Source organism: Neptuniibacter sp. QD72_48, from assembly GCF_047778065.1.
Classification (GTDB): domain Bacteria; phylum Pseudomonadota; class Gammaproteobacteria; order Pseudomonadales; family Balneatricaceae; genus Neptuniibacter.
In genome coordinates this window covers 3,060,052-3,086,834 of the sequence record NZ_CP180547.1, presented here as the reverse complement: position 1 = coordinate 3,086,834, position 26,783 = coordinate 3,060,052, and the positions used below count along the sequence as shown (strand labels likewise).

The 26,783-nt window shown below is 43.7% G+C and carries 24 protein-coding genes; 19 read left to right on the top strand and 5 right to left on the bottom strand.

Translation table 11 applies throughout. From position 1 onward, the window contains the following. The first annotated feature begins 195 nt into the window (after positions 1-195). From ACMXYX_RS14020 to ACMXYX_RS13960, 13 genes are all read left to right on the top strand, one after another. Entirely contained in the window at positions 196-3,486 is a 3,291-nt protein-coding gene (locus tag ACMXYX_RS14020; RefSeq protein ID WP_415906130.1) for an EAL domain-containing protein, read from the top strand. A gap of 123 nt (positions 3,487-3,609) precedes the next feature. Then, the gene (locus ACMXYX_RS14015) at positions 3,610-4,848 is read left to right on the top strand and encodes a GGDEF domain-containing protein (RefSeq protein WP_415906129.1); all 1,239 of its coding nucleotides are present in this window, start codon (positions 3,610-3,612) and stop codon (positions 4,846-4,848) included. 441 nt (positions 4,849-5,289) lie between these two features. After that, the gene (locus tag ACMXYX_RS14010; protein ID WP_415882260.1) at positions 5,290-5,469 is read left to right on the top strand and encodes a hypothetical protein; all 180 of its coding nucleotides are present in this window, start codon (positions 5,290-5,292) and stop codon (positions 5,467-5,469) included. A 125-nt stretch (positions 5,470-5,594) separates the two neighbouring features. Continuing rightward, positions 5,595-6,668: a type II secretion system protein gene (locus tag ACMXYX_RS14005; protein WP_415906128.1), complete on the top strand. Its 1,074-nt coding sequence runs from the start codon at positions 5,595-5,597 to the stop codon at positions 6,666-6,668. A gap of 173 nt (positions 6,669-6,841) precedes the next feature. Further along, positions 6,842-7,690: a type II secretion system protein gene (locus ACMXYX_RS14000; RefSeq protein WP_415906127.1), complete on the top strand. Its 849-nt coding sequence runs from the start codon at positions 6,842-6,844 to the stop codon at positions 7,688-7,690. Next, positions 7,678-8,628, top strand: a complete 951-nt coding sequence (locus tag ACMXYX_RS13995; protein ID WP_415906126.1) for a type II secretion system protein — start codon at positions 7,678-7,680, stop codon at positions 8,626-8,628. Before ACMXYX_RS14000 ends, ACMXYX_RS13995 begins: the two co-directional genes overlap by 13 nt. Further along, positions 8,628-10,355 carry a hypothetical protein gene (locus ACMXYX_RS13990; protein WP_415906125.1) on the top strand — a complete coding sequence of 576 codons (1,728 nt, stop codon included), beginning with the start codon at positions 8,628-8,630 and terminating at the stop codon, positions 10,353-10,355. The genes ACMXYX_RS13995 and ACMXYX_RS13990 overlap by 1 nt, the downstream gene beginning before the upstream one ends. Continuing rightward, positions 10,352-10,996, top strand: a complete 645-nt coding sequence (locus ACMXYX_RS13985) for a hypothetical protein (protein ID WP_415906124.1) — start codon at positions 10,352-10,354, stop codon at positions 10,994-10,996. The genes ACMXYX_RS13990 and ACMXYX_RS13985 overlap by 4 nt, the downstream gene beginning before the upstream one ends. After that, on the top strand, positions 10,996-12,084 hold the full coding sequence (locus tag ACMXYX_RS13980; protein ID WP_415882254.1) for a type IV pilus twitching motility protein PilT: 1,089 nt from the start codon (positions 10,996-10,998) through the stop codon (positions 12,082-12,084). The genes ACMXYX_RS13985 and ACMXYX_RS13980 overlap by 1 nt, the downstream gene beginning before the upstream one ends. Positions 12,085-12,090: 6 nt before the next feature. Beyond that, entirely contained in the window at positions 12,091-13,719 is a 1,629-nt protein-coding gene (locus tag ACMXYX_RS13975; protein ID WP_415906123.1) for a GspE/PulE family protein, read from the top strand. Then, entirely contained in the window at positions 13,716-14,930 is a 1,215-nt protein-coding gene (locus ACMXYX_RS13970; RefSeq protein WP_415906122.1) for a type II secretion system F family protein, read from the top strand. Before ACMXYX_RS13975 ends, ACMXYX_RS13970 begins: the two co-directional genes overlap by 4 nt. A gap of 3 nt (positions 14,931-14,933) precedes the next feature. Continuing rightward, positions 14,934-15,386: a hypothetical protein gene (locus tag ACMXYX_RS13965; protein WP_415906121.1), complete on the top strand. Its 453-nt coding sequence runs from the start codon at positions 14,934-14,936 to the stop codon at positions 15,384-15,386. Beyond that, positions 15,383-17,056, top strand: coding sequence for a type II secretion system protein GspD (locus ACMXYX_RS13960; RefSeq protein ID WP_415906120.1), 1,674 nt, complete (start codon positions 15,383-15,385; stop codon positions 17,054-17,056). The genes ACMXYX_RS13965 and ACMXYX_RS13960 overlap by 4 nt, the downstream gene beginning before the upstream one ends. A gap of 52 nt (positions 17,057-17,108) precedes the next feature. On the opposite strand, the gene gloA is transcribed toward ACMXYX_RS13960, so the two are convergent. After that, positions 17,109-17,501, bottom strand: coding sequence for a lactoylglutathione lyase (gloA, locus tag ACMXYX_RS13955; RefSeq protein WP_415882249.1), 393 nt, complete (start codon positions 17,499-17,501; stop codon positions 17,109-17,111). Positions 17,502-17,667: 166 nt separating this feature from the next. On the opposite strand from gloA, the gene ACMXYX_RS13950 reads away from it, so the two are divergent. From ACMXYX_RS13950 to ung, 6 genes are all read left to right on the top strand, one after another. Beyond that, entirely contained in the window at positions 17,668-17,991 is a 324-nt protein-coding gene (locus tag ACMXYX_RS13950) for a phasin family protein (protein WP_415882248.1), read from the top strand. A 59-nt stretch (positions 17,992-18,050) separates the two neighbouring features. Next, positions 18,051-18,569, top strand: a complete 519-nt coding sequence (gene fldB / locus ACMXYX_RS13945) for a flavodoxin FldB (RefSeq protein WP_415906119.1) — start codon at positions 18,051-18,053, stop codon at positions 18,567-18,569. Between the two features lie 115 nt (positions 18,570-18,684). Further along, positions 18,685-19,779, top strand: a complete 1,095-nt coding sequence (prfB, locus tag ACMXYX_RS13940) for a peptide chain release factor 2 (RefSeq protein ID WP_415882246.1) — start codon at positions 18,685-18,687, stop codon at positions 19,777-19,779. 32 nt (positions 19,780-19,811) lie between these two features. Next, complete coding sequence (gene lysS / locus ACMXYX_RS13935) at positions 19,812-21,314, top strand: lysine--tRNA ligase (protein WP_415906118.1); 1,503 nt, start codon at positions 19,812-19,814, stop codon at positions 21,312-21,314. Between the two features lie 110 nt (positions 21,315-21,424). Beyond that, entirely contained in the window at positions 21,425-21,865 is a 441-nt protein-coding gene (locus tag ACMXYX_RS13930; RefSeq protein WP_415884679.1) for a hypothetical protein, read from the top strand. A 7-nt stretch (positions 21,866-21,872) separates the two neighbouring features. Beyond that, positions 21,873-22,553, top strand: coding sequence for a uracil-DNA glycosylase (ung, locus tag ACMXYX_RS13925; RefSeq protein ID WP_415906117.1), 681 nt, complete (start codon positions 21,873-21,875; stop codon positions 22,551-22,553). Here the strand turns inward: ung and ACMXYX_RS13920 are convergent. From ACMXYX_RS13920 to ACMXYX_RS13905, 4 genes are all read right to left on the bottom strand, one after another. Next, a complete protein-coding gene (locus ACMXYX_RS13920) occupies positions 22,525-23,784 on the bottom strand; it encodes a GGDEF domain-containing protein (RefSeq protein ID WP_415906116.1) in 1,260 nt (419 codons plus the stop codon). The two genes, ung and ACMXYX_RS13920, sit on opposite strands and share 29 nt — an antisense overlap. A gap of 94 nt (positions 23,785-23,878) precedes the next feature. Next, complete coding sequence (locus tag ACMXYX_RS13915) at positions 23,879-24,895, bottom strand: YgfZ/GcvT domain-containing protein (protein ID WP_415882241.1); 1,017 nt, start codon at positions 24,893-24,895, stop codon at positions 23,879-23,881. 178 nt (positions 24,896-25,073) lie between these two features. Next, entirely contained in the window at positions 25,074-25,946 is an 873-nt protein-coding gene (asd, locus tag ACMXYX_RS13910) for an archaetidylserine decarboxylase (protein ID WP_415882240.1), read from the bottom strand. Further along, positions 25,946-26,758, bottom strand: coding sequence for a sulfurtransferase (locus ACMXYX_RS13905; RefSeq protein WP_415906115.1), 813 nt, complete (start codon positions 26,756-26,758; stop codon positions 25,946-25,948). Before ACMXYX_RS13905 ends, asd begins: the two co-directional genes overlap by 1 nt. Positions 26,759-26,783 lie beyond the last annotated feature (25 nt).

Sequence of the window (26,783 nt, the reverse complement as noted above, 5' to 3'; positions counted from 1 at the left end):
GCGCTTTCTATTAGTCAGATACTAATTTTTGTACCTAAACTAGATTAGTAAACGTAATTATATAAAAGATAATTTTAAAATACATTATATCTTCTTGTATTTAGATCGATTGATATAGGTACTGATATCAATGTTTTTGACAATCGATCTGGGTAGCATCATTAACTGCTTGATCTAATTCGAATTGGTTGATGTATGAATTTGAATGCTATTGAAATCGAAGCGGCACCTTTGAAGGCGATACTTACACCTAGTGTTATAACTGTTTCACCGGATGTGCCCTTAAAAACGGTGCTTGCGTTAATGCAGCAGCATTCGATCAGTAGCATTGTCGCTATCGGTGATTCTGCTAAGCCTGTAGGTATCTTTACCGAGAAAGATGCCATTCGTTTAATGCTTGATGATCATTCGATCTCCTCTTTATGCATGGCTGATGTAATGAGTCAGCCTGTCATCACTGTTTCCTCTAATCTTGGTTATGCCAAAGCTTATCAAACGATGTCTGAAAACAATGTCAGGCATCTGGTCGTCGTAGGCAACGAAGGACAGTTGTTGGGTCTTGTGAGTGAAGGGGATTTTCTTCACCACATGGGAATGGAGTACCTCGTTGAATTAAAAACCGTAGCTAATTCGATGAGTTACCGTGTTAAAGGAGTAGAGCCTGAAGCTTCGTTGGCTTCTGTGCTTTCTTTGATGAGCTCAGAGAAAATTAGCTGCACGGTAATTGTAGAGAAGGGTTGTCCGGTTGGTATCTTGACCGAGCGGGACATAGTTCGTCTAGCGACTGAAAATTTAGACATAGAAAAGGTGCTGGCAAGAGAGGTTATGGCTACGCCTTTAATAACTGTTTTGCCTGATCTACCTTTGCAAATTGCTAGTCGGATGATGGAGAGCAACCATGTGCGTCGTCTTGTGGTGGTTGAACATGATGGTTGCCTTAAGGGCATCTTGACTCGGCATGATATCGCTAAATCTCTACAGGGTTCTTATATCGAGTATTTGCAAGAAACCTTAGAGCGAAAAAGCCGTGCTTTAGTTAATAGTGAAGCGCGTTTAAGGGATATAGAGCAACGCGATTTTTACCAGCATTTGGTTGAACAGGTCAGTGATGCAATTTACATCATTGATGCTGATGATGGACGAATTTTAGATGCTAATGAGCAGGCATCAAAAAGCCTAGCTATGTCACATGGCGATTTATTAAATTTGCGTGTTGTTGATTTGACCACCGCGAATGAATCTTTAAACGACTGGTTAGAAAAAAATCTATCTGAGTTAAAGGTTAAAGAAGAGCTGCTACAAACAACAGAATATCGGCGCTTGGATGGCACCGTTTTTCCAGTAGAGGTTAAATCGCGTTTAGTACGCTTTGGGCATAAAGATTATGTTGTTGCTATCGCTCGTGATTTGACTGAACGGTTCCAAGCAATAGATTCTATTCGAGATAGTGAACAGCGTTTTAGAGTCTTGTTTGAGCAATCACCTGTTCCTATGGCCTATGTTGGGTTTGATGGAAAATTGATTAGCCTTAATAAAGCCTTCACAACAACATTAGGCTATTCAGCAAAACACCTACCCGATTTAGATACCTGGTTTTCCTTAGCTCATCCCGATCTACAATACCGTAAAGAAGCGCGTGAGCGTTGGTATGGAGCTATTGAGCGAGCGCGTATAACCGACCATAAAATTCCCTTAAGTGAATATAAGATTACTTGCTTGGAGGGTAAGCAAAAACTGATTAACGCCTCGGGTATTACTACTGAGTGTGGTTTCTTGGCTATCTTGGAAGATGTAACCGAACGCAAAAGCCAAGAAGATCGTCTTCGCCAGGCTGCTGCTGTGTTTGGTAGTACGACAGAAGGGGTGATGATTACTTCGGCAGCTGGAGTTATTCAACGTGTTAATAAAGCTTTTTGCCGGTTAACTGGGTATGGCAGTGACGAAGTGATTGGGCAACCCGCCAAAATTTTGCAATCGGGCCGACATGATGAGCAGTTTTACGCATTGATGTGGGAGAGTTTGAGAGAAAAAGGCAGTTGGCAGGGGGAGATATGGAATCGTCGCAAGGATGGTGCGGTTTACCCCGAGTTACTGAGTATTAGTCAGGTTACCAATGATTATCAAAAGGTCACTCATTATGTAGGGGTCTTTTCAGATATCTCTAAACTTAAAGAGTCTGAGCAAAAGCTAAATTATTTAGCTCATCATGACATGCTCACCCATCTGCCTAACCGATTGATGCTGCAATCACGATTGGAGCAATCGTTAGCCGTAGCAAGGCGGAATAGTAAACAGTTGGCCTTATTATTGTTGGATTTAGATCGGTTTAAAGATGTGAACGATAGCTTTGGCCATGCAGCGGGGGATGAGTTGCTACAGCAAGTAGCTGTGCTATTAAAAGACCGGTTGCGGCAAGTTGATCTTGTTTGTCGTATGGGGGGGGATGAATTTGCTTTGTTGCTTGAGGATATTCACCATCCGGAGGATGCAGGTCTTGTTGCAAATGAAGTAATCGAAGCTATTAGTAAACGCTGGGTTTTAAAGAATGGTGTGGATGTTGCCATTGGGGGCTCTATTGGGATCAGTATTTATCCTACCCAAAGTGAAGATGCGGAAGCATTATTACAGCATGCAGATGCAGCATTGTATAAAGCTAAGAACGAAGGGCGTGGTTGCTTTAATTATTTCACAGAAGAGCTAACGCGTGACGCTCGTAGTCGATTGGAATTGGAAGCTAGGTTATCCCGTGCGATAGAGAATCAAGAGCTAGAGGTTTTTTATCAGCCGCAAATTGATATTGTTTCAGGTGAGTTAATCGGTGCAGAAGCGTTGGTGCGTTGGCAAGACCCGGAAAAAGGTTTAATCGGCCCTGCTGATTTTATTCCATTGGCCGAACAAACGGGGTTGATCAATCCTATTGGTCTGTTTGTACTGAAGCAAAGTTGTATACAACTGAAGTCATGGTTGGATCAAGGTTTTAAGCCGATTACGATGGCTGTTAATTTATCTTCTGTACAATTGCGGCACACCGATATTTGTCAGCTTGTGGAAACGGTGCTTGAGCAAACGGAGTTGCCTGCACAATATCTAGAACTCGAAATTACCGAAAGTGCATTGATGGAAAGAGAGCAGGAATTTATTGATCTGCTTCATCGGCTACGAAAGTTGGGCGTTAAAGTCGCTATCGATGATTTTGGTACCGGTTACTCTTCATTAGCCTATCTTAAAAAATTCCCAATCGATGTCCTTAAAATAGATAAATCTTTTGTAGAAGATATTCCTCAGGATAAAGACGATATGGTGATTGCAGCTACAATCGTTGCCATGGGGCATAGCTTAGGTTTAAAAGTGTTGGCTGAGGGTGTGGAGACCCAAGAGCAGTTAAGGTTTTTGCAAAACAAAGCTTGCCATTACTATCAAGGTTACCTCAGCAGTCGGCCAGTACCTTATCTGCAATTTGAAAAATTAATGCTTAAACCTCAGTAGTACTAACCTTTAGGCTAAAAATTGAAATATTGAATGAAAGGAGTATGAACGGTCGGTAGAGTTTCTGCTAACCTAAATTAGAGAAAGAGAAAACAGTTCCTGCTGTATTGAGGTTGTTAGTTGTTGAGCCCAAAAGCCTTATCATCATCGTTGAGTCAATTTTTACAGCGATTCTGCTTAGTTGCCATTCTTGCATCGATTGTTCTATTACTGCTTAGTGGCTATGCTGCTAGCAAATTATATGAACGTCATGTCGTACGTCTAGCTGAATCCAACGCCATTAACCTTACGGAAGCGATTTTTACTACATACCGTACTGAGCTCAATTCAGCACTGAACTCTGCTCCTCTGCTACCTCCGCAATTATTAGAGCTAAATAAAACTCTAAGAGACTTTATTCAGCCCTATGGTATTGTGAAAACTAAGCTGTTTTCCCCAGAGGGTATCATCATCTACAGCACAGATCTGAGCATTATTGGCAAAGATGCGAGTGCGAATGAGATGCTTAAACAAGCCGTTATAGATGGTGCGAGTTCGAATATTCAAACAAAAGACCAGATCAGGGATTTGGCTCATGAAACCCGGTTCGATGTTGATGTGGTTGAGAGCTATGTCGCCATGCGTGATAGGAATGGGGGGCTGATTGGAATCTTCGAAATCTACCAAGATACTTCGAGCTTTCGTGGTGAAATCCAACAAGGAGTTATTCTGTTTGTCGGTGTGCTAGCGATCATTCTGTTGAGCGTAATTTGCACAGCCTTCGTATTTATGCGTAAGGCGGTGAAGAAAATGGTTTATCAACAAGAGATGTTGGAAGAGTTGGCGACGGTTGATGCGGTAACAGGGCTTTATAACCGAGCTGAAATTACACGAAGAATGGAAGCTGAGTGGCAGCGTTATAAGCGCTCCTCGTCAAAACAAGCTAGCTTTGCCTTGCTGATGCTAGATCTTGATCACTTTAAAAAAGTGAATGACAACTACGGTCATCTGGTAGGCGATAAACTCTTACAGTTGGTGGCGCATCGGTTGATGGGAGAACTACGCTCGTATTCAGCGATTGGTCGATATGGCGGAGAGGAGTTTATTGCCCTGATTCCTGATGTTTCTTATGCTGGTACAAAGCAGGTAGCTGAACGGTTACAGCGGCTTGTTTCCCAGTCTGAATATGCGCTCTTGGGGCACAAAATAAAAATCACGATTAGTATCGGCTTTGCTACTGCGGAACCGACCGACATTAATTTAGATGCTTTGATTAAGCGGGCAGATGATGCTCTATATGAAGCGAAAAAAAGTGGTCGAAATTGCGTGGTTGGAGATGTGAGTTTAAAGCCTGTAGAGAACACTGCACCAAGTTCTATGTAAAAGACTACCTGTCATATTCAGCCCTCAATATTTGTGTGTTTGTGTATTGGTGCCTACTGAAGAACAAAAAAGTCTTAAGCGTGCCTCGGTAGCTTACCTGCCTTTGTTTGAATTTTTATTACCTTCCTCTAGTTTTTATCTGCGATTCTAGATTTTAGTCACCATATTCACGAACGTTCCTTCCTTTATTTTTTCTATTAAAAATCATACCTCTGCGGGATCAATTCCGAATTCGTTTGTTAGGTTTTTTAGGAATGCTTCACGGGAATTTCGGGATGAAGTTGGCTCCAAAGTACTAGAAAAGGTGGCTCTAATGGCCAGTTTGGTAACATTTTTGAAACAGTTACCTTTTCTGTCACGTTTTTCGGACATGGGGTGCTAAGGATTAGTTCCCAACATTTCAAGGAAGTCAGATTAAGCCATAGCCAAGGGCAAAAAATTATGAGCACGGATAAACCAGCAGCTGATCCAGCTAAAAAGAAATTGTTGGAGTTGTTTGAAGATGTGCTTGCTCATGATGGTTATGGTGAGATCCGAATCGAAACCAAAATTCTAAAGCGCCAGCAAAAAGAGGTCATTCTCCATTACGGTCGACAGTACCGTTTTGTGGTGGATGTTTAAGCTAGCGAAGAGCTCGTCCCTAATTAAAAGAGTGCAATGCGGGTTTGCATCTTAAAGATTTTTATAAATAAAAATCCAAAAATCTGTGCGAGACAGATGCGGTAAAAATAATAAAGAGAAAAATAATGAACGCTCAACAGATGAAAGATTCTATTCGCAAATTTATGAAAGCTGACCTATCTCAGGTTAAAGACGCAGAGTTGCGCGCTAAGGGTGAAAAGCTACAAGCAAAACAAGGCGGTTTTACACTGCTTGAATTGTTAGTAGTTGTTGCGATTCTTGCAGTAATTGCGGGTGCCGTAATTACTAATATGGATGGCCAAGAGGAAGGTGCAGCTCAAGCTACAGCAGTTCACACTATGGCAACCTTAGAAAACAGCATGAATGTTTTTAATGTGACAGAGCGACGTGTTCTTCCGGCGGGTCTGGACTCTTTGATCTGTTCGACAGGTGTGCAGCCAGATTATTCTGCTACTGTAACCCAGATTAGTAATGGTACCGAGCGACTTTTAAGTGATGCTGGTAATACGTCCAACTTGCAGAGAATCAATGGCGGCCTATCTTCTGATTTATTCAACAAACTAGGTATTGCAGAGATTACTTCAGGTGCGGTGACAGTACTTGCTGAGAATGGTCTAACATCTCTACGCTACGTAAACGATGAGCTGTGTAATGGCTCTACAGGTAACAACTTGTTCACAACTGCTGGCGGCTTTGATGAAAATGTTGCTGAGATTGATTTGGTTGAAGTAACTAAGCCATCAATGGTTTTCAACTCACCAGTTGTTGAAGATGATGAATGGGAATTTGGCGCAGGTGCAGAAGTTGATTTGACCGGCGCTTTGACAACTGAAACTGTACCAATCGCATTATTTACTGAACCTGCTGAACTAGGACAGGCAGAAAATGCTGTACTTGCTGTATTTGGTGTTGGTCCAGCTGCTGAATTGGATGCTGTTATTGCTCGTGCTCCTCAAGATGGTAATTCCCCAGCTGATAAATACTCTAATTACTCTGTTGTAGTAAGACTAGCAGAGTGTGACAGTGGTGATGTAGAAGACCTAATTGATGGAACCGATTGTGCTGTTGCTAACTGGGAAGAAGTTGGTGATGAATTAGAAGTTGTAGCGATTCTTGATGCCGGCGGCGACGGTTACGACGACGAGATCGCTGAAGCGAAAGGTAACGAAGAAGAGTAATTCTTCTTTTTGAAAAGGCAGGAGCTAAGCTCCTGCCTTTTTTATAAGGAATGTGTTTGCCCTTAACCCACCGTTTTAAATGGATGAAGGGTTGGCAGTGACAAAGGTTTTACTTGGATGAAGGTAGATAGCTAAGGACAGGCTAATAACAATAATAAATACAATGGCTAAGTATGAAGTTGGTAGATAAAAAATACCGCAGTTCCCCTATAGACCGTTTTTCTAAAAGTGTCCGTAATGATGTTTTTAGCAAAGCGGTTTTGTCGTCTCAGAAGGGTTTTACACTTCTAGAAATGCTAGTGGTTGCGGCTATCTTGTTAGTAGTCGCTGGTGGTGTTGTGACCTCTTTCCGTGATGTTGGATCAGATGCCGCAGATCAAGCCACACGTTATCAGATGCAGCAATTGGGTGAGGCTGTCGAAGCCTATTATAAAGATAACGGCACTTTACCCGTTCGTGAAACCCCTGCTGATTTAGGTTTCTTATTTATTAAACCCGCTTCTGCTGCTGTTTGGAGTGTGGATTATCGGCGAGGTTGGCGCGGTCCTTACCTAAATGGTCATAAGTACCTATACCTGGATATTGGTGACGATCTGACATCTGATGGCTCGAGTATTAGTGACCCAGCAAATCCGGGCGAGCCTTTTGTGATCGATGGCGCGGAAATTCCTTCTGTTATTGGTATCGCAGACCCTTATGATCATTATCCCGTCGATGACGGGCAGAGTCGCAGTGTGAGTGGTTGTAGTACACCTGGTGCAAATGATTGCCTTCTGGAGTGGCGTAAAATTTCGGGTGATGATTCAACCCTGATCAATCACTTTGGTCGACCTTATCTTGCGATTGATCTCGAAGCCATGGCTGATAGTTCAAGTCTAGGCGTACCTCGAATAGTTAGCTTTGGTTCTAATGGTATTTATGAGCCAAATAACTGTAATTACGACCCAAGTGAGCCTGATTATTGTACATCGGATGAACTTTGTAACAGCAGTGGGGATGATATTGTCTTATGCCTTCGCTAATCCTCAATCAACAGTCCTCTAAACGTCAATCAGGCTTTACCTTATTAGAGCTAGTGTTAGTGATGTTAATTATTGGCTTAGTGGCCAGTACCCCATTGGTGTTTATCGATAATCAGGATAACCAACTTCGTTACGATGAAACCTTAGATAAGATGGAGCTGCTTAGAAAAAGCATCTTGATGCAAAGTAGCTACCGCAATCAACCAGTGCTGTCTGGCTTTGTTATCGATAACGGTGTTTTACCCCCAGCGAGTGCCACTCTGTCTCAGGATCCCACTGAACTGCAGCCTTTGATTTCAAAAGGTGATTGGAGTGAAGAAAGTGGTAAAAATTGGGCTGATTTTGATGCTCTAGAGCCTCATATCAATTTAGGAGGCCCTTCTGTAGACGCATCGAATTATCCTCAGCTAAAAGGGTATCGAGGTCATTATTTAAATTCTGGATTGGATAGCAATAAAGAATTTTTAGATGGCTGGGGAATCGCTTTTGAAATTCGAAATGATGCTGATACTTATGACTTTGTCTTTAAAGGGGATGATGGGCTTCACCCCTCAGCTTATGGATCTGTAGTTTCAGGTGCAATTAAACCTTCCGATTGGCAAGTCCCGCTGAACCAATTAGACATATCTGTTGTTGATAACAGTGGCACTAGTTTAGTGCTTGCTGTGGTGGTTTTTGAAAATAAGGCTAAAGATGATGCCGAGCGCTGGACCACTTATCACTTTGATATTGGTGCATCACAAGCAGAACATTCACTCTCATTTACTGCTAGCGAGTGGAAAAAAAATGGGGGTGGCGGGTTGAACACTAGTACGGAAAAACTCCCAATTGGCCAGCATGCAGTTTTTTTAATCAATGGAACATCCATTCAAATATATGATCGCCTGCTGGTTATACCCAATACCACCCAGCCAGCACTGCAATTTGAGGTTAATTAATGCTGTCGTTTCTGAATAAAAAAACAGCGGGTAAAGGCTTGCTGGTTCTTAAAACTGACGGGTTTGGTCTTCGAGCAACGGTTATCAATGGTAACCGTGATGCCTTGAAAGTTACAGTGTCTGTTTCGTCACAGCAGGTTGATCCTATAGCTGCGTTGACTGATGTGTTGGAACAGTTAAAGAATGTTCTAGGTAAAAATGTGCCTAGTAATGCCTTGTTATTACATATTAGTGCTATTCCTGATCTGGTCCAGATCACCGAAAGTTTTGATTCTCCCGAAGCTGAAAATCTGTTGGAAATGTTACGTTGGGAGATGGAAGGCGTGGTTGCCATGCAATCACCCAACTGGGACTTGGGTTGGCTGTTAATGGGGCGAGGGTATATTTCTCCTGAACAACGTGAAGAGCTGGTGCATCTGGTAACTGAAGAGAAGCAACTATCAGCGCAACATGGCGGCCGAAGCCCGATGCGTTTAGGGGAAGTGGCGATCCGTGAGCAGATGGTATCTAAGGAACAGATAGCAGAGTGTTTGCATATACAGCAGAAACTTCAGCTTGCAGACCAGCGCCTTCTAACTCAATGGCGACCGCAGCCTAAAGAGGAATCACCTTATGATGATTTAAGTGATGCGCAAAAATTTCTGTGTAGTGCTATGCCAGCTGCTCAGCATCAGCAATGGTTAGATGCTGTTAAAAAAGTTGGTGGTAGTTCTGGTTTTCCTAAGCTGAACCTGCGTCAGGTATACCCTTTTGCGGGTTCCACTGTGCCGTTGTTAGAGAGCACTGACACCGTATTGTTGACCGAATTCCATAAGGCTTATGTTTTCTGTGCTGTGTTGCAGGATAACCAGATCCGAGATGTAGCGATGGTGAAATGCTCCAGCCATATGTTAGATGCAGGGGCAGTTGCAGAGGTCTTAACGACAGGTTCGTTTGCGCAAGCAAATCGTTGGCTTGTTGCTGATGGTGATAGCGCGTTTAGCGACCAGATCTCTCAGCTAGAATCAGTGCTACAGCTCGATGCTGAATCTTTAGCTCAGGCTGCGGCGGATAAAATACCTTCTGGCAGAAATGAGTTGTTAGCTGAACTGGGGGCTGCGAGACATTTTCTTGGTAGTGCCCCACTTTCTGTCGCGCCTTTAATTGGCATGCCGCCACCTGATCCTATTTATCGTAGTAACGGTTTTAAAATTGCAATGGCTGCTTGTATGTTGCCACTGTTAATCGCTGCTTATGAAGGTTTCTTTTATTGGAAGTTAGATCGATTGCAACAGGAATTAGCATCTTCTGAAAGGCAATTAGAAATAATGGAAGAGAAAAGGGATCGGCAGCGTAAAGATAGTGCTGAAGCCCGCAAGAATATCACCGCGTATCAGCAGAACACTGTTTTACTGAGTGCATTGCAATCTGAAAAACAGCTGGTTGAGCAAGTGATTGTTAAGCGTCAGTCATTTGTCGAACGTCTTCTACCCGTGCTATCGGAAAGTATTAACGATGGCGTAGTGCTGGAGTCAATGAAAGAAAGTGCCTGGTATGAATTCTCTATTACGGGGAAGGCTGTAGATCAGGCCAGCATTGATGACTTCAATCAGGTTCTATCCATCAGCCTTGAGCCACTGAATATGTATATCGATAAGAGCCCGAGTAACTTCAAAGGGGATTCAGCGCTGATGCAAAACGGTATTTATGTTTTTGAGTTCGTTTTGAAACAAAAGGGGGCTCAATGATGAATGCCTTTGCTGAAATGAACATGCGTGAAAGGATCCTAGTCGCAGTTTTAGGAGCTGCTTTGATCGCGGGTGGTTACCTGTTTTTTCGGGGTGCTGAACTGAATAAACAAGTGCTTGTTTTGGAAGATAGAATTGAATCTGTTGAGAAAAAAGTTAAGAAGGCAGCTAAACGCGAGAGAAAAAGCACCGGCGAAGTACCGAAGCTTGATGGTAAGAAAATTAGTGCCAGTGATGTGCGGAAACTAACTAAAGCGATTGAATCGGAAAAGTCTAAGCTTTCTGGTTTTGGTTATAGCTTTATCGATGTCCGTGATAAAGCTAAGTTTGCTCAGTTACTCAGCCAAATAACCCAGCATGCGGAAGCGAATCGATTGCAGTTACTTTCTAAAGTACAAAGTGAAGGTAACCTAGCAGAGATGGTTGCTGCTAAACCGTCTAAGCAACGTAAAGGTGATCTGAACCGACCTTTATATGAATTACGTTTGCAGGGGGGCTACAGCGCGCTTTACGGGTTTATTAGGCAACTATCACAGTTGGAATATTCAGTCATTCCAATCAAATTTCAGATTAGTCGTACTGACCGTACCGCCATAGGTGGTGGTCGAGTGTTAGATATTGAGATGACGTTGGCATTGTAATGGATAGAAACAACTATACAGATCAGTTTGAGCAATTATTGGCATTAATGCTGGAGGCTGGCGCCTCTGATATGCACTGTTCTGCCAATGTTGCACCGGTGATGCGTGTTCATGGTGAACTGTCGGAACGAGAAGACTCAGATGCATTCACCAAGGACCAATTATTAGGAATGGCCGAGGCAATCCTGTCAGCCGAACAATTTGATCACTTATTGACGAAGCGTAGTTGTGACTTAGGTTATTCCAACTTGTTAGGTGTGCGCTTCCGCCTTAACTTTTATTTCGAACGCGGTAGTTTAGCTTTTGCTATCCGTGCATTAGATGGCACGTTCTGTACGTTTGAAGAGCTGCGTTTGCCTGCCCAACTAGAAGATGTTGTAGGTTTTAAGGACGGTTTGGTTCTAGTGACGGGGGCTACAGGTAGCGGTAAGTCCACAACATTGGCAAGCATTATCAATAAGATAAATAAGACACGTGCTTGTCATATCTTAACTATCGAAGACCCGATTGAATTTGTACACAGTAATATTCGCTCCGTAGTGCATCAACGCGAAGTAGGTGACGATGTCCTATCTTTTGCGGATGCAATCCGCAGTGCCATGCGTGAAGACCCAGATGTAATGCTGTTGGGTGAGATGCGTGACCTAGAAACCATGCATGCTGCTATTACCGCGGCGGAAACAGGCCATTTGGTATTTGCCACTCTACATACAAATGATGCGGTTGGCGTGATTGATCGATTAATCGGGATGTTCCCTGGCGATCTGCAAAATACAGTGCGCCAGCAGCTATCTATGTGTCTGCGCGCAGTTGTCACACAGACTTTAGTCCGCTCTCCTGATGGCCAAGGTCGTGTTCCGGTGAATGAGATTTTGATGGTCAATGGTGCTGTATCTAATCTTATTCGGGAGAATAACACCACTCAAATTCGTTCTGTGATGGAAACGGGGCGGGCACAAGGCAATCAGACTTTTGAATTTGCATTAGCTAAACGTGTATATGAAAAGTTCTTAACCAAAGAGCAAGCATTGCAGCTAACCAGTCGTAAAGAGCAGTTTGAGAACTCTCTTCGAGTGTTGGGCAGGTAACCGGCTATGGCGATTAGGGATAAATGGCTAATTGAAGCTGCTATTAAGCAAGGGCTGATTACTGAGAGCCAGCATACAGAGGCCAGCTTACATGCGCGCCGTTTAAAAATGGATGAGAAGACGGTGCTTTGTTATGAGCAGCGGATAGCGCCAAGTAGCTTCTATCATGCTTATGCTAGTGAGCATGGTATGCAGTATCTTCGACCATCGCAGATCCAAGTAGATAAAAGTCGCCTGAGTAATATACCGCAAAGTTTTATTCGTCAGTTTCGTATTCTTCCTGTCGATATAGGTGAAGTTGATAGCGATAAAATCTATGTCGTTACCGATTCTCCAGAGAATCCGACACTCGAAAAACAGTTACAGCGATTATTCAAGACGGATGTAAAACTCTGCTTGGCTGAGCCAGAAGCATTTGAATGTAGTTTGCGTTTAGATGTGGAGTTAAGCAATGCAGAATTAGGTTTTGATGCAGTTGCAGAGTTTTCTGAGTTGTTGAATCAAGCTTATATGCATCGAGCATCCGATATTCATATCGAGCCCTTAGCTGACTACTACATTGTGCGATTGCGGGTAGATGGCCAATTACAGCAATATGGGAAGCGTTTTACCCTTTCGGAAGGGATCTCTTTAGTTAGCCGTATTAAGGTTATGTCTAACCTGGATATTGCCGAAACTAGAATGCCTCAGGATGGCGGTGCTGATTATACAACGCCTTATAATGTCGAGTTTGAAATGCGTGTGGCGACAGCGCCAACTAAGCATGGTGAGCGAGTAACCCTACGTTTGCTTGGCACGGATAATCAGTTGTTTACCCTGAAACAGCTAGGGATGTCTGATGTAACGTTACGGCAGTTCAGCCGCGTCATTGCTCAGCCTCATGGCATTGTTCTGATTACAGGGCCTACAGGGAGCGGTAAATCTACAACGCTCTACGCTGCGCTTGAAGAGTTAAAATCGGAAAGCACCAATATTCTTACTGCTGAAGATCCTGTTGAGATGGTGGTAGAGGGTGTTTCTCAAGTGCAGATGAATGCGAAGGTGAATTTTGCTTCTGCCCTTCGAAGTTTCCTTCGTCATGATCCCGATATCATTATGGTCGGTGAGATTCGTGACTCTGAAACCGGTGAGATTGCTCTAAAAGCTGCTACTACGGGCCATATGGTTCTATCTACCCTGCATACCAATTCTGCGATTGCCAGTGTCACTAGATTGAAAAATATCGGTTTAGAACCGTTTATGATCGCTTCAAGCCTCCAAGGGATTGTCGCGCAACGATTGGCCAGAAAGCTTTGTCAGAGTTGTAAGTTAGAGATGCCGGCAGATTTCTCAGAATTGAAACAGCTGGGTTTACCATCGGATGATCTAGTTATGCTCTCTCACCCTCAAGGGTGTTCGCTGTGTGTTGGCACGGGCTTTAAAGGGCGTATTGCTCTATTCGAAACCTTGTGGATGGACGAGGTATTGCGGGAGTTAATCACTCAAGAATCAGACGAGCAACAATTACGAAAACACGCTCAGCATTATATCAGTCTTGCTCATGATGGTCGAGAAAAGGTACTTCAGGGCTTAACCTCGATGGAAGAACTGCGTCGTTTAGGTCTTCTAAATCAGTTTGATGAGGTTAACGAATGAAGTTCGTTTATCAGGGGATGAATACCTCGGGTGAAACCTGCGAAGGCACTATCTCTGCCGTTGACCATGATGCAGCAATTGCTAAGCTGCAAAAGAAAGGGATCTATATCAGCAGTATTCAAGAGAATGCTGGAAGTGGTGCTGCAGATAAACCGAAACAAGATGCCTTTGAGCAGTTGCTTTGTCTGTTACCTGTTAAGACCAACCAAAAAATATTCTTTTTCCGTCAGTTAGCATTGATGTTTCGTTCAGGGCTCTCCGTGACTGAGGCGCTGAATATTTTAGGCGGTATTCAGCGTGGCAGAATGCGCGAAATTATTCTGGATATTAATGACCAGATCAGTGCGGGTCAGTCGTTCTCTCAATCTATGGAGAAGTATGAGTCGGTTTTTTCACCACTAGCGCTGCATATGCTACGCAGTGCTGAAGCCAGCGGTGAGTTGGAACCTGCTCTAGTACGTATTGCTGATTTTATGGAGCGCCAAGCTGATATCAAAACCCAACTTATCTCTACCATGACATACCCGGTGGTGGTGCTGTTTATGACCGTTGGGGTGTTTATCTTTTTGATGTCGACAGTTATTCCCAAGTTTGCCGCGTTCTTTGAGAAAACTGGTCGTACACCGCCGCCTGAAATGATTCAGATGATGGGGATCTCTAACTTTATCCATCAGTATTGGGCGCACGTGTTGGTTGTAATATTGGTGATTCTGATAGGAATAACTCTAACTTACTCCCGTAAGCAGGGGCGTTTTTATATCGATTACTTGCTGTTAAAGGTGCCATTGGTTGGCACGATGATCTCTGCTAGCTCTATGTCGCAAATTACTTGGGGATTATCGAGTATGTTGCAGAGTGGGATATCGGTTGTCCAATCGTTGGAGATCATCAGTAAATTAATCAATAACAAAGTGATAGCAAAAGATATTGCTGATGCATCAGAAGAAATTTTGCAAGGTTCAGATATGGGTAAAAGCTTCCGTAAACCACATATCGAAGGGCTGATTCAAGAGATGACTTTGGTCGGTGAAAGAACAGGTAGCATGGTATCGGTGATGAAAGATGCCGGTACATTTTATGAAGAGCGTGTGCGCATGATCACTAAGGCCATAGCAACAGCTATGGAGCCGGTAGCCATTCTACTGATTAGTGGCATTGTCGGTTATGTGTATTACGGATTCTTCAAATCGATGTTTGCGGTGTCAGGTTAATTGATGATGAAAAAAATAATATTACTGATGTTTTTAATTATGGCGAACCCGACGGCTGTTGTAGCGGAAACGGTTAAAGCTACTCATGTTAATGTCGGCGCAGGTTCTGGCGTAATTATTATGCGTGATCCATTTAGCGAACCTCAAACATCGCAGCGGAATGATAAAAATGGAATTCTGGGCGGGCTGGTTAATAGCTTCGGACAAGGCTTCCGTAGGACACCAGGTGAGGTAAAAGTTCCTAAATTGCTCTTCAAGGGCTATATAGATCGAGGTGATTCCAGTCCAATGGCTTTATTGCAGATTGCTGGTAATCGGGTGCACTTAGTTAAAGAGGGCGATGAGATTAATGTAGATCCCGCTAACCCGCGCCAAGCAATCAGAATTACAAAAATATCCCGTTTAAGTATTACTGTAGAAACAGGCACTTTAGGGCAGATGAAGGTATTACGATGAAAGGTTTTGGAAGAATTGCCCTAATACTGGCTTTACTAAATCCGTTGGTTGCTTCAGCCGCTGTGATCTCAGAATTGGAGTTTGCGGATACGCAGTTGAGAGATGTTATTCGCACGCTATCTGAGTTATCGCAGAGTAATATTATTGCGACCCCTGGTGCTATCAATAAACGGGTGACCATACATCTAAAAAATGTGTCAGATATTGATGCTATTAAGTCGATAAGTCGTATCAGTGATCTATGGTATCGCTATGATCAAGATACAAATACTTACCGGATTATGACTCGGGAAGAGTATGCAAAGGACTTGGTTGTTCGTGAAAGTCAGCGTATCGAAGTATTCCGATTACTTAATGCCAATGTCCGTATAGTCGCTCAGGCAATTGAAGATCTTTATGGTGATCGTGTAGAGCTTTCTTTAGGCGAAGAGCCTGGTAAAACTAAGTTTTCAGGTAGTTCAAGATCATCTTCTAAGAACAGTAACCTTCAAACATCTGCAGCTACTGAAGAAGCTAAGAAACTGTCTCTTGGGCAGCTTGAGCAATTGCTGCAAGGAAACACTAATGCTTTATCGATAGATCCGGCTGCTATGCAGGCCGTAACCCTTAAAGCGCAGCCAATCTATGTCACAGTGAACAATGAGCATAATATGATTATTGTGCGTACTGATGACAGCAAGATTATTAATTCCATCAAACAGTTGGTGGATAAGATGGATATTCCAGTACCTCAAGTAATGCTAGAGATGAAAATTTTGAGCATAACTTTAGGTGATGACTTTAACTCTATCTTTAACTTTGAGTTAGCGCCTCAAGGTGGGAATCAATCTACAGTTCCTCTCAAATTGGGTAATAATGCTTTGCTTAATAGCGGCAGTTTTATCTATGAATTCCTTAACGATAAGCTTAAAGCAAATATTGAATTTCTTGATGAAAATAAGCGCTTAAAAGTGTTATCAAATCCGATGGTATTAGCTTCTAATCACCGAGAAGCGGATCTATTTATTGGTGAAGAAAGTGTACTGACACGTGGGTTTACCTTTAATCCTGCTCAGATTGATAATGGGGTAGTTGTATCTCCTTCTTATATAGAAACAGATACTGAGTTAGAGGAGATCGGTATCTCTTTAAAAATTACCCCACGTATTAATTCAGATGGTACGGTGCTACTGGAACTACAACAAGAAAGCTCCACCCTGAATCCTGGGGGTGGCACAATTCCTGTACCTGATGGTAATGGTAATGTTGTGAATTTAGCGATTGATACAGTTAATACCTCTCGCCTAAAAGGTATCGTTGCAGCTAAGAATGGGCTCACAGTGGCTGTAGGTGGCTTAATTCGTACTACTAGAACTAGAAATGAACGCAAGGTCCCGTTACTTGGTGAAGTGCCTGTTGTGGGGAATATCTTTAAGTCGACGATCGAAAGCGATGAAGAGACAGAGATGGTCTTATTGATTACTCCTAGAATTCTAAATTCACCTTCAGAGAGCCAAGAGTTGCAACGTGGTAATAACCGTTTTTATCAACAGTATAATGACGGATTCCCTGATCCAGCCCCTGCAGAGAACCGTTTTATACAAGCACCTGTTCAGCAGTCGAAACCTGAATCTAAAAAAGCTGGATCGGAGCTGTCTGATATTGATCAATTTATGATGGATGCAGGTTAAAGCACATCCATCATTCCTTTCTTTAAAGCAGGCCTAGATACCTAGGTTTGCTTTAGTCTGTTCTCTTCGTCCCTAAAAGTTCGATCATATAACCGTCAGGATCTTTTACAAAGGCTAAGATTGTTGAACCGTGTTTCATCGGTCCGGCAGGGCGAACCACTTCACCGCCTTTGGCTGTTATTGCATCGCACGCGGTGTATACATCTTCAACTTCAATGGCTAAGTGACCAAACGCATTACCGAGTTCGTATTGATCAGTATCCCAGTTATGGGTGAGCTCAAGTGCGGTGTGCTCAGATTCATCGCCATAGCCTAAAAAAGCTAAGGTAAAGCGGCCGTCAGGATAGTCTTTACTGCGTAACAGTTTCATACCCATTAGCTGTGTATAAAACTCAATAGATTGCTGTAAATCAGTAACACGCAACATGGTGTGTAAAAGGCGCATAATTCAGCATCCTTTTTATTTATCTTTGGTATGATGGGAGATATAAGTTTTGCCATTATATCTTTACAGTGCTTTATTATAAGGATAGATATAACAGAAGTCCTACGTTCTGTTCTGGGTATTGTGTGCGTACGGTTGTTTCTCTGGCGAGATAGGGAAGGTGTTTATGTTTCAAGATATGAATAAAAAGATCTCGGATTCGATGGGTCCGTTCAAAGAGTTGGTCAATATTCAAACCAAGATGCTTGAAGAGCTTACTCGCCAGCAGATGGAATGCACAAAGTCTTGTATTGAAGCGACTATTCAGCAGACAAAAGAGATGCAAAAGTGTCAGTCACCAAGTGATTTGATGGAGCTACAACGTAGCTATGCGAAAGAATTGGAAGACACACTCAAAGCGGCAAGCGAACAGAATATGAAAGCGTTACAAGATGCTCGCACAGAAATTGAAGATGTAGCTCAGCATACATTCGACGCTTTTAATAAGTAATTTTAAACCACCTAAAAAGCAGCCTAGGGCTGCTTTTTTTGTTTTATCTGGAAAGAAAAATGAGTGCTTCAATCGGTTTGTTTTACGGCTCCACTACGGGGAATACTGAAAGCGTAGCAGAGCTAATTACAGAACACCTTGGTCAAGATAAAGTCCATCGTATCGATATTGCTGCTGACGGTATTGAGAGGGTGTCTGAATATGAACATCTTATCCTTGGAATCTCTACTTGGGACTTTGGTGAGCTGCAGGAGGATTGGGCAGACCTATGGGAACAGTTGGATGCCGTAGCGGTTGCAGGTAAAAGCTGTGCTCTGTTTGGCTTGGGTGACCAGATTGGTTACAGCGAGTGGTTTTTAGATGCGATGGGGCTTTTACACGAAAGGTTGCAGAGTAAAGGTGCCCAGATGGTTGGGTATTGGCCCGTAGAAGGCTATAACTTTGAAGCCTCTAAAGCACTAACGCCTGATCATCAGAAGTTTGTCGGCCTTGCGATTGATGAAGATTGCCAGCGTTCAGAAACTGAAGAGCGTGTTGCCACTTGGTGCCAGCAAATTAGCAAAGAGTTCGAGTTCTAGTCTTACCGCTGTTATCAAATCTGTGCTAACTATTCAGCCTAAACAAGTAGTGTTATGCGCTGATTTTCGGTAAAATACCGCCCTTTTTTAAACTGCCGGCTATAGATTCTATACCATGGAAATTAACCCGATTCTTAACAACCTCAAAGATATTACAGTGCGTACTGAAGCGCTTCGTGGCTTTCTTGATTACGAAGGCAAAAAAGAACGCCTGGAAGAGGTCACTCGTGAACTGGAAGACCCTGCAGTTTGGGATAATCCAGAAAATGCGCAGCAATTGGGTAAAGAGCGTTCTACGCTTGAGGCTGTGGTAAACACAATCGACGAACTGACAGCAGGTGTTGAAGATACACGTGACCTGTTAGATATGGCTGTTGAAGAAGATGACGAAGATACAGTCGCAGAAGTCGAAAGTGATGTGAATAGCATGCTTGATAAACTGCAGACGCTTGAATTCCGTCGTATGTTCTCTGGTGAAGCTGATCCAAACAACGCCTTCCTAGATATCCAAGCAGGTTCTGGCGGTACTGAGGCTCAAGATTGGGCTGAAATGATGCTGCGTATGTACCTGCGTTGGGGCGAAGATAAAGGCTTCAAAACTGAGCTATTGGAATGTTCTGCGGGCGATGTTGCAGGTATCAAGTCTGCGACGATTAGTTTCCAAGGCGAATACGCTTTTGGTTGGTTGCGCACCGAAACCGGTGTTCACCGCCTAGTACGTAAATCACCATTCGATTCCGGCGGTCGTCGTCATACATCTTTCTCTTCTGTATTTGTATCTCCAGAGATTGATGACAACGTTGAGATTGAGATCAACCCAGCAGACCTACGAGTCGATGTTTACCGTGCATCGGGTGCTGGTGGTCAGCACGTCAACCGTACGGAATCTGCGGTACGTATTACGCACGAACCTTCCGGGATTGTAGTACAAAGCCAAGCGCAGCGTTCTCAACACCAGAACAAAGACACCTGTATGAAACAGCTTCGCGCTAAGCTATATGAAGTTGAGATGCTTAAGCGTTCAGAAGCGGCGCAGGAGCAAGAAGATAATAAAGCGGATATTGGCTGGGGCAGTCAGATTCGTTCTTATGTGTTGGATGATCAGCGTATTAAAGATCTGCGTACAAACGTTCAGAGCTCGAACTGTGACAAAGTACTGGACGGCGATCTGGATCTATTTATCGAAGCTAGCCTTAAAGCTGGCCTGTAAAGAATTTATTAACTTAAAGGTTTACCACACCGATGTCTGATAATACTCAGAAGCAAGATGAAAACCGCCTGATTGCGGAGCGCCGTGAAAAGCTAAACGCGCTACGTGATGAAGGTAATGCATTCCCAAATAACTTCCGTCGCGATAGCTATGCTGAAGACCTTCAGGCTCAGTACGGCGATAAATCGAAGGAAGAATTGGCTGAAGCAGGCATCAAGGTGAGCATTGCAGGTCGTGTAATGCTAAATCGTGGTGCTTTTGGTGTTATTCAGGATATGACAGGTCGTATCCAGTTTTACGTAAACAAAGAAGCGCGTAAGTTTGCTAAAAGCTTGGACCTTGGTGATATCGTAGGTATCACAGGTGAGCTGCACAAGTCTGGTAAAGGCGACCTATATGTAGATATGGGCGAATACCAGTTGCTAACGAAAAACTTGCGTCCGTTGCCTGATAAGCACAAAGGTCTGCAGGACACTGAGATCCGTTACCGTCAGCGTTATGTTGATCTGATCACTAACGAAGATTCTCGTAAGGTATTTGAAACGCGTTCTAAGATCGTTTCTGGTATCCGTGATTACTTGACTGAGCGTCGCTTTATCGAAGCTGAAACGCCTATGTTGCAGGTGATTCCAGGTGGTGCGACAGCACGTCCGTTTATCACGCATCACAACGCGCTAGATCGTGATATGTATCTGCGTATTGCGCCTGAGTTATATCTGAAACGTTTGGTTGTCGGTGGTTTTGAGCGTGTATTCGAGATCAACCGTAACTTCCGTAACGAAGGTCTTTCTACGCGTCATAACCCAGAATTCACAATGATTGAATTCTATCAGGCGTATGCGGATTACAATGATCTGATGGATCTAACAGAAGATATGTTGCGTACTGTTGCGCAGGATGTTTTGGGCACAACAACAATCATCAATACAGTACGTAACGATGAAGGTGAAGTGCTGGAAACATTTGAATACGATCTGGAAAAACCATTCCGTCGTATCAGCGTGTTCGACTCTATTCTGCACTACAACGATGACATCACTGCTGAAGCATTGGCAGATGAAACTGCAGCACGTCAGATTGCTGAGCGCATGGATATCGATGTTAAAGATAGCTGGGGCCTAGGTAAGGTTCAGATTGAGATCTTCGAAAAGACTGTAGAGCACCGTTTGGATCAGCCGACATTTATCACTGAATACCCAGCAGAAGTGTCTCCGCTTGCGCGTCGTAACGATGCAAATCCGTTCATTACTGATCGTTTCGAGTTCTTCGTAGGTGGTCGTGAGCTTGCTAATGGCTTCTCGGAGTTGAATGATTCTGAAGACCAGGCTGAGCGTTTCCGTGCCCAAGTAGCTGAAAAAGATGCGGGTGATGATGAAGCGATGCACTACGATGGTGACTACATCAACGCGTTGGAGTACGGCCTACCACCAACGGCTGGTGAAGGTATTGGTATCGACCGTTTGGTGATGCTGTTTACTGACTCTCCATCTATTCGTGACGTGATCCTATTCCCTGCGATGCGTCCGCGCGGTTAAAATCAGAACTGTTTTCATACTAAAAGCCCTCGTTTGAGGGCTTTTTTGTATATAGCTAAACCTATGGTTGTTCTATATCGTTAGGTAAAAAAGGAAGAGATACTGTGGCGATGAATTGGTTATTCCCAACAGAAAAACGCTCTATACCGGCTAAGCGCTGGTTGGGTATAAGTTTGCGAACGATTCATCTCGTTGGTATTGCGGGTTTGGCTGGCGCCTATCTTTTTCAGCAGCCAGAGAGTAGTTGGTATCCTTATCTGCTTATGACACTTGTTAGTGGTTTTCTGATGGCTGCTATGGAAGTGTATGGTGATGGTATTTGGTTGATACAGCTCAGAGGTACGGCTATCGGCATTAAGCTGCTGCTTTTATCCACCGTTTTTTGGTGGTTTGAGCAGCCAAATGCTTATATCTATTTTCTAGCAATTATCATCTCCGGCATCGTTTCTCACGCTCCTGGGAAGTTACGGTACTATTCCATCTGGCATCGTAGGGTCATTACAGAGCCCGTTGAGTTAAGTTCTAGCGACGTTAAAAATTGCGGTGGTTGAAATACGTATGGCTTTAGAGAATGCTCCAAGCTGGCAAGCTGTTTTGGCTGAACAGTTTAAGCAGCCTTATATGTTAGCTCTGAATGAGTTTCTAGAAGAGCAAATGTCCCAGCATAAAATTATCTACCCTCATTCGGATAATTGGTTTCATGCTTTAGAAACGACGCCGTTGGATGATATTAAAGTCGTGATTTTGGGGCAGGATCCTTACCATCAACCTGGTCAAGCTCATGGACTGTGCTTCTCGGTGATGCCTGGGGTCAAAGTACCGCCCTCTCTTGTGAATATCTATAAAGAGCTAGAGAGTGATTTAGGGCTTCCTCGACCTGATCATGGTTATTTGGAATCATGGGCTCAGCAAGGGGTTTTGCTACTCAATAGCGTGCTAACAGTGGAGGAGAGCAGTGCAGGTGCTCATCAAGGTAAAGGCTGGGAGGTGTTTACCGATCAAGTCATCCAAGCGGTAAATCAACATTGTAATAATGTTGTATTTCTTCTTTGGGGAAGTTACGCGCAGAAAAAAGGAGCTTGTATTGATCAGGCAAAGCACCTTGTCTTAAAAGCACCTCATCCATCACCTTTGTCTGCTCACCGTGGATTCTTGGGCTGTCAGCATTTCAGTAAAACCAATCAGTATCTACAGCAGCAGGGTAAAGTGCCTATCGATTGGCAGCTTCCGGCTCTCTAGCATCATGAAGAAGTGGTAGTTCGGACTGGGTAACCGGACTAGGGGTAAAGTAGCGATGCTGACCCCGCCCGCGCTTTTTACTTTCATACATGGCGATATCAGCGCAGTGTAATAGACCTTCAAAATCGGTTGCATCTTTCGGTGCAAACGCAGTCCCTGCGCTACAGCGTATATGTAGTGCTGCTGGAGTGTCGATAATTGGATGATCCAGACGTTTATGGATACGTGCCATTATATGGTCCAAAGCTTCCTGTGCATCAAAAATGCTGTCGGCTTGAATCAGTAAAATAAACTCGTCGCCGGCAAGGCGGGCCAAAATATCATCTTCACGAAGGATTTGGTTAATAGCCGTAGTGAAGCTAGTGAGAACTTTGTCCCCAACGTTATGACCATACTCATCATTAATAGGTTTGAAAAAATCCAGATCGATAAAAGTCAGGGATAGAGCGCTTTGTTTTCTTTGCGCTCGACTGATTGCTTGTTTTGTAATGGCTTCAAGCATTTTTCGATTGGGTAGGCCGGTTAGCTGATCAGTATGGGCGAGCTCTTGTAGGCGTCTATTTTGCTCGGATATCTGGGTGTTAGCTAAAGCTAGCTTTTGCATATAACGAGTTCGGCTATCAGTAAAGCGGTGAACTGAATAGCCAGATATTAAGGTCATGGTTACAATGGCTAAGAGTAGTAGAGCAAGCAAGGAGTTTTGAGCCGTATCTTCATAACTAATGCGCATTGTGAGAGAGCTTTCTAGAGCATTCGCTTTCTGAATAATCTCTATGAAAATCTTATCTTGGCGTTGTTCTTCCTCTGTTCCAGCATGTGCAGCTTCGAGGTTGAAATATCTTTGATCTATAGACTTACGGAGTTTCTCTAGTCTATAAACAAGCCGATTAGCTTGCTGTCGAAGCTCTTTGTACTCTAGGGGTTGGTAGATATTTTGATTGAGGGTTCCTCCATCTAAAATCGCGTTTGCGTACCATATTGCTTGATCTAGATGGGTGTATACCGTTCCTATCGATACAGTAGAATCGCCTGCAGATATCTCTTCAAACCATAGGTGAGCTTGCGTCACCTCAAGTTTGATCTCCATTGAGGCATCAAGCCACGGGATGTATTTTTGAAGAGTGCTTTGAGCGCTAAGGTGAATATATAAGAGAAGGAGTAGGCACAGGGTGGCTGTTGCACCAGTAAGCAATAATGGTACTCTCGGGCTGGTTGGTGCCGAAGTTGTCATCCTTGAGCCTCTCCCTAGGCCTTTTACGAAAGTTGTAAGGGAGTGTCTCGTTTATTGCTTTCTGGGTCAACAGTTGTGCTCTATTTGTTCAGTTTTATTTTGGCTCAAATAGTTTGGGGTCTAGCTCGTAAGGAAGTGAAGCTAGCTCTAGCTTTGCAGCTCCAATTTGTAGATCGCCTTTTTCGGCTAGGGTTTTAACTAATACGGCCAGTACGCGGTAACGGTTTTCGCCACAAGGTGCAGCAATCACTACTTGGCCTGCTTTTGGCTTGTCTGGGCTGCTCACTTCCTGGCCTGGTTTTGGTTGCTGATTAGCTGTGATTTCAGCAATGTACATCGGCTTTTTGAGTTGTCCGCGATGTTGTAGACGGGTAATGATCTCTTGTCCTGTATAGCAGCCCTTGCGGAAGCTAACGCCGCCCAATGCTTGGAAGTTAGTCATTTGAGGAATGAAGGCTTCCTGTGTTTCTGCGCGAAGGTCAGGGATTGCAGCGTCTATTTCGCTGAGTATCCAGGTATCGGTTGAACCAATGCCTACTTCGTCTGGCAGATTTTGAATTAGTTCTACTAGACCGCTATTTTCCATCCAAATTTCGTAGCGGTTGCCAGGTACACGAACAACAACACCGTTACTTAGGCTGATGATGCTATCGTCTTCGGTTGGAGACTGTTCAAATAGCTGCTCAATAAGTGCTTGTGCGCCAGGACCAGTTAGGCCAATGCCACTTACTTGGGTGCTAATATCTTCCGCTTCTGCTTTGGAAAAGATCATATACTTTTTCAAGTTATTGCTGGCACTTTCAAAAATATCGTGGCTCATGCGCAACCAAACGTGATCTTCGCCTTGTTTTAGCATACGGAATAGGCTCAGCATATGGCCTTTGATATTGCAGTGAGCCCCGAGAGCGCTGCCTCGCACGAATACTTCTGAAACATCGCAGGTCAGTTGACCTTGAAGGAATTTTTCTGTATCCGGACCTGCTATAGATAGAACGCGTTGATGTAGCAGTGGGATGATTTGGGTTGTTTTGGGGGTTGTACTGAGTACAGCTGTGTTGTCAGTATTGAGTTGAATATCTTTATCTTTTAATAATTCAATCAGATTGCTCATCGTACATTAATACCTAGACTGTGACTCTACACTCCTAGTGTATGCTAAATACAAACTGAGGACAGCAGACAAAGTTTATGGTTATTCAGAATGAGATCGATCCTTCTGACTAACCTTTGTGGTGCACCTTGGTCAGTTGAAGTGAGGAAGCTAGGTGCACAAATACAAAAGAGGATGTTTAAGCGTCGATTTTCTTCGCTATCATTTTGCCAAGTTCAACAGGGCTTTCTGCAGCGAGCTCTTCTGCCCAAGAGATCTGGTCTTTGCCAAATAGTAATACAACAGTTGAACCGAGTTTAAAGCGCCCCATCTCTTCGCCTTTCTCTAAAGTAATTGGTTCAGGAGAGGTTGGGCTGAAACTTGTGTGAACGGGGCGTTTTAGTGCAGGCGCTTCTTGTCCTGACCAAACTGTCTCAATGCCAGCCACAATCATTGCGCCGACTAACACCATCGCCATAGGGCCGTATTCTGTGTCGAAGTAGGCAACTAAGCGCTCATTGCGGGCAAATAATTGATCAACGCCTTCTGCTGTTGTCTGGTTTACTGAAAACAGATCGCCAGGAACATAAGTGGTATGAGTTAGCGTACCCTTAACAGGCATGTGAACTCGATGATAATCCCTAGGGGAGAGATAGATAGTCGCAAACTCACCATCAATAAAATCTTTTGCTCTTTCTTGATCGCCACCTAATAGCGTTGCTAAACCATAACCACGGCCTTTTGCTTGAAAGATACGACCATGCTCAATTTTCCCTAATTGGCTAATTGCGCCATCTGCTGGACTCACAATATGTGTTGAATCTGTATCGATCGTGCGCGCGCCGTCTTTTAATTCACGGGTAAAGAAAGCATTGAAACTAGGGTAGTTGGTTGGAATCTCTTCACGAGCTTCCGTCATGTTGATCTGATACTTCTTGGCGAACCATTTGATAAATGTGTTTTTTACCCAAGGAGTTTGGCAGTCTGCAATCTTGCCTACCAAGCGTGATAACAAATGCTGAGGCACGATATGTTGAAATAAAATAAACAGACGGTCAGTAAAGCTTTTCATTATTTCTCCACAGGAGTGTTTGGAAGATTACCCCATTCGAACCACGAGCCGTCGTAGCAGCGAATGTCTTCAAATCCGAGGCGTTTAGCAACCCAGTAAGTTAGACCTGAGCGGCGGTGAGTTTGGCAGTGGGTAATAATCGTGTTTTCAGGATTAATCCCTGCATCTGCTAGTAAGGATAACAATTCCTCTTTGGGTTTTAGGCGAAGATCGGAATCACTGATCAAGCAGTCAGTCCATTCGAAATGTTTAGCACCGGGAATATGGCCGCCTTTTTGAGCATTGATGACCTTTTCGCCGCTGTATTCTGCTGCACTGCGTGCATCCCAGATGGTGAAGTTAGCATCATCCAAGTGTGAAAGAATAAAATCCGCATCAGCAAGCAGGGAGTCATCATAGTTGATCTCGTGATTACTTGGTGAAGCTTGGTTCTTTTGTTGTTCAATTGCCAAGCCTGCTTGTTTCCAAGCGTCGAATTGGCCATTTAAAACGGAGCAGTTTTGGTGGCCTAATATGTTTAGTGTCCACATGAAGCGGCCAGCCCAAGGCCCTTTTTGATCATCGTACGCAACAACCCATGTATCAGCTGTGATACCTAACTCATTGTAGAGAGCCGCTAATTTTTCTTTGGTTGGAATCGTATTAGGAACTGGCTTCTCACCATTTAGCAGACGGCTTGATGCTAGGTGAATGGCACCTGGAATATGCCCAGCTAGATAGTTTTCTTCACTGGATAGGTCAATTACCAGTACCTGTGGATCGTCGAGATGCTGGTGTAAAGTTTGCACCTCAACACTTAAAGGTAAATTCATTCAGTCACTCCAAAAGAAAGGGCTG

Bases quoted from the DNA above. Each gene is read 5' to 3' on its own strand.
- ACMXYX_RS14020 (WP_415906130.1), top strand. From the start codon at position 196: ATGAATTTGAATGCTATTGAAATCGAAGCGGCACCTTTGAAGGCGATA.
- ACMXYX_RS14010 (WP_415882260.1), top strand. From the start codon at position 5,290: ATGAGCACGGATAAACCAGCAGCTGATCCAGCTAAAAAGAAATTGTTG.
- ACMXYX_RS14005 (WP_415906128.1), top strand. From the start codon at position 5,595: ATGAACGCTCAACAGATGAAAGATTCTATTCGCAAATTTATGAAAGCT.
- ACMXYX_RS14000 (WP_415906127.1), top strand. From the start codon at position 6,842: ATGAAGTTGGTAGATAAAAAATACCGCAGTTCCCCTATAGACCGTTTT.
- ACMXYX_RS13995 (WP_415906126.1), top strand. From the start codon at position 7,678: ATGCCTTCGCTAATCCTCAATCAACAGTCCTCTAAACGTCAATCAGGC.
- ACMXYX_RS13990 (WP_415906125.1), top strand. From the start codon at position 8,628: ATGCTGTCGTTTCTGAATAAAAAAACAGCGGGTAAAGGCTTGCTGGTT.
- ACMXYX_RS13985 (WP_415906124.1), top strand. From the start codon at position 10,352: ATGATGAATGCCTTTGCTGAAATGAACATGCGTGAAAGGATCCTAGTC.
- ACMXYX_RS13980 (WP_415882254.1), top strand. From the start codon at position 10,996: ATGGATAGAAACAACTATACAGATCAGTTTGAGCAATTATTGGCATTA.
- ACMXYX_RS13975 (WP_415906123.1), top strand. From the start codon at position 12,091: ATGGCGATTAGGGATAAATGGCTAATTGAAGCTGCTATTAAGCAAGGG.
- ACMXYX_RS13970 (WP_415906122.1), top strand. From the start codon at position 13,716: ATGAAGTTCGTTTATCAGGGGATGAATACCTCGGGTGAAACCTGCGAA.
- ACMXYX_RS13965 (WP_415906121.1), top strand. From the start codon at position 14,934: ATGATGAAAAAAATAATATTACTGATGTTTTTAATTATGGCGAACCCG.
- ACMXYX_RS13960 (WP_415906120.1), top strand. From the start codon at position 15,383: ATGAAAGGTTTTGGAAGAATTGCCCTAATACTGGCTTTACTAAATCCG.
- gloA (WP_415882249.1), bottom strand. From the start codon at position 17,501: ATGCGCCTTTTACACACCATGTTGCGTGTTACTGATTTACAGCAATCT.
- ACMXYX_RS13950 (WP_415882248.1), top strand. From the start codon at position 17,668: ATGTTTCAAGATATGAATAAAAAGATCTCGGATTCGATGGGTCCGTTC.
- fldB (WP_415906119.1), top strand. From the start codon at position 18,051: ATGAGTGCTTCAATCGGTTTGTTTTACGGCTCCACTACGGGGAATACT.
- prfB (WP_415882246.1), top strand. From the start codon at position 18,685: ATGGAAATTAACCCGATTCTTAACAACCTCAAAGATATTACAGTGCGT.
- lysS (WP_415906118.1), top strand. From the start codon at position 19,812: ATGTCTGATAATACTCAGAAGCAAGATGAAAACCGCCTGATTGCGGAG.
- ACMXYX_RS13930 (WP_415884679.1), top strand. From the start codon at position 21,425: ATGAATTGGTTATTCCCAACAGAAAAACGCTCTATACCGGCTAAGCGC.
- ung (WP_415906117.1), top strand. From the start codon at position 21,873: ATGGCTTTAGAGAATGCTCCAAGCTGGCAAGCTGTTTTGGCTGAACAG.
- ACMXYX_RS13920 (WP_415906116.1), bottom strand. From the start codon at position 23,784: ATGACAACTTCGGCACCAACCAGCCCGAGAGTACCATTATTGCTTACT.
- ACMXYX_RS13915 (WP_415882241.1), bottom strand. From the start codon at position 24,895: ATGAGCAATCTGATTGAATTATTAAAAGATAAAGATATTCAACTCAAT.
- asd (WP_415882240.1), bottom strand. From the start codon at position 25,946: ATGAAAAGCTTTACTGACCGTCTGTTTATTTTATTTCAACATATCGTG.
- ACMXYX_RS13905 (WP_415906115.1), bottom strand. From the start codon at position 26,758: ATGAATTTACCTTTAAGTGTTGAGGTGCAAACTTTACACCAGCATCTC.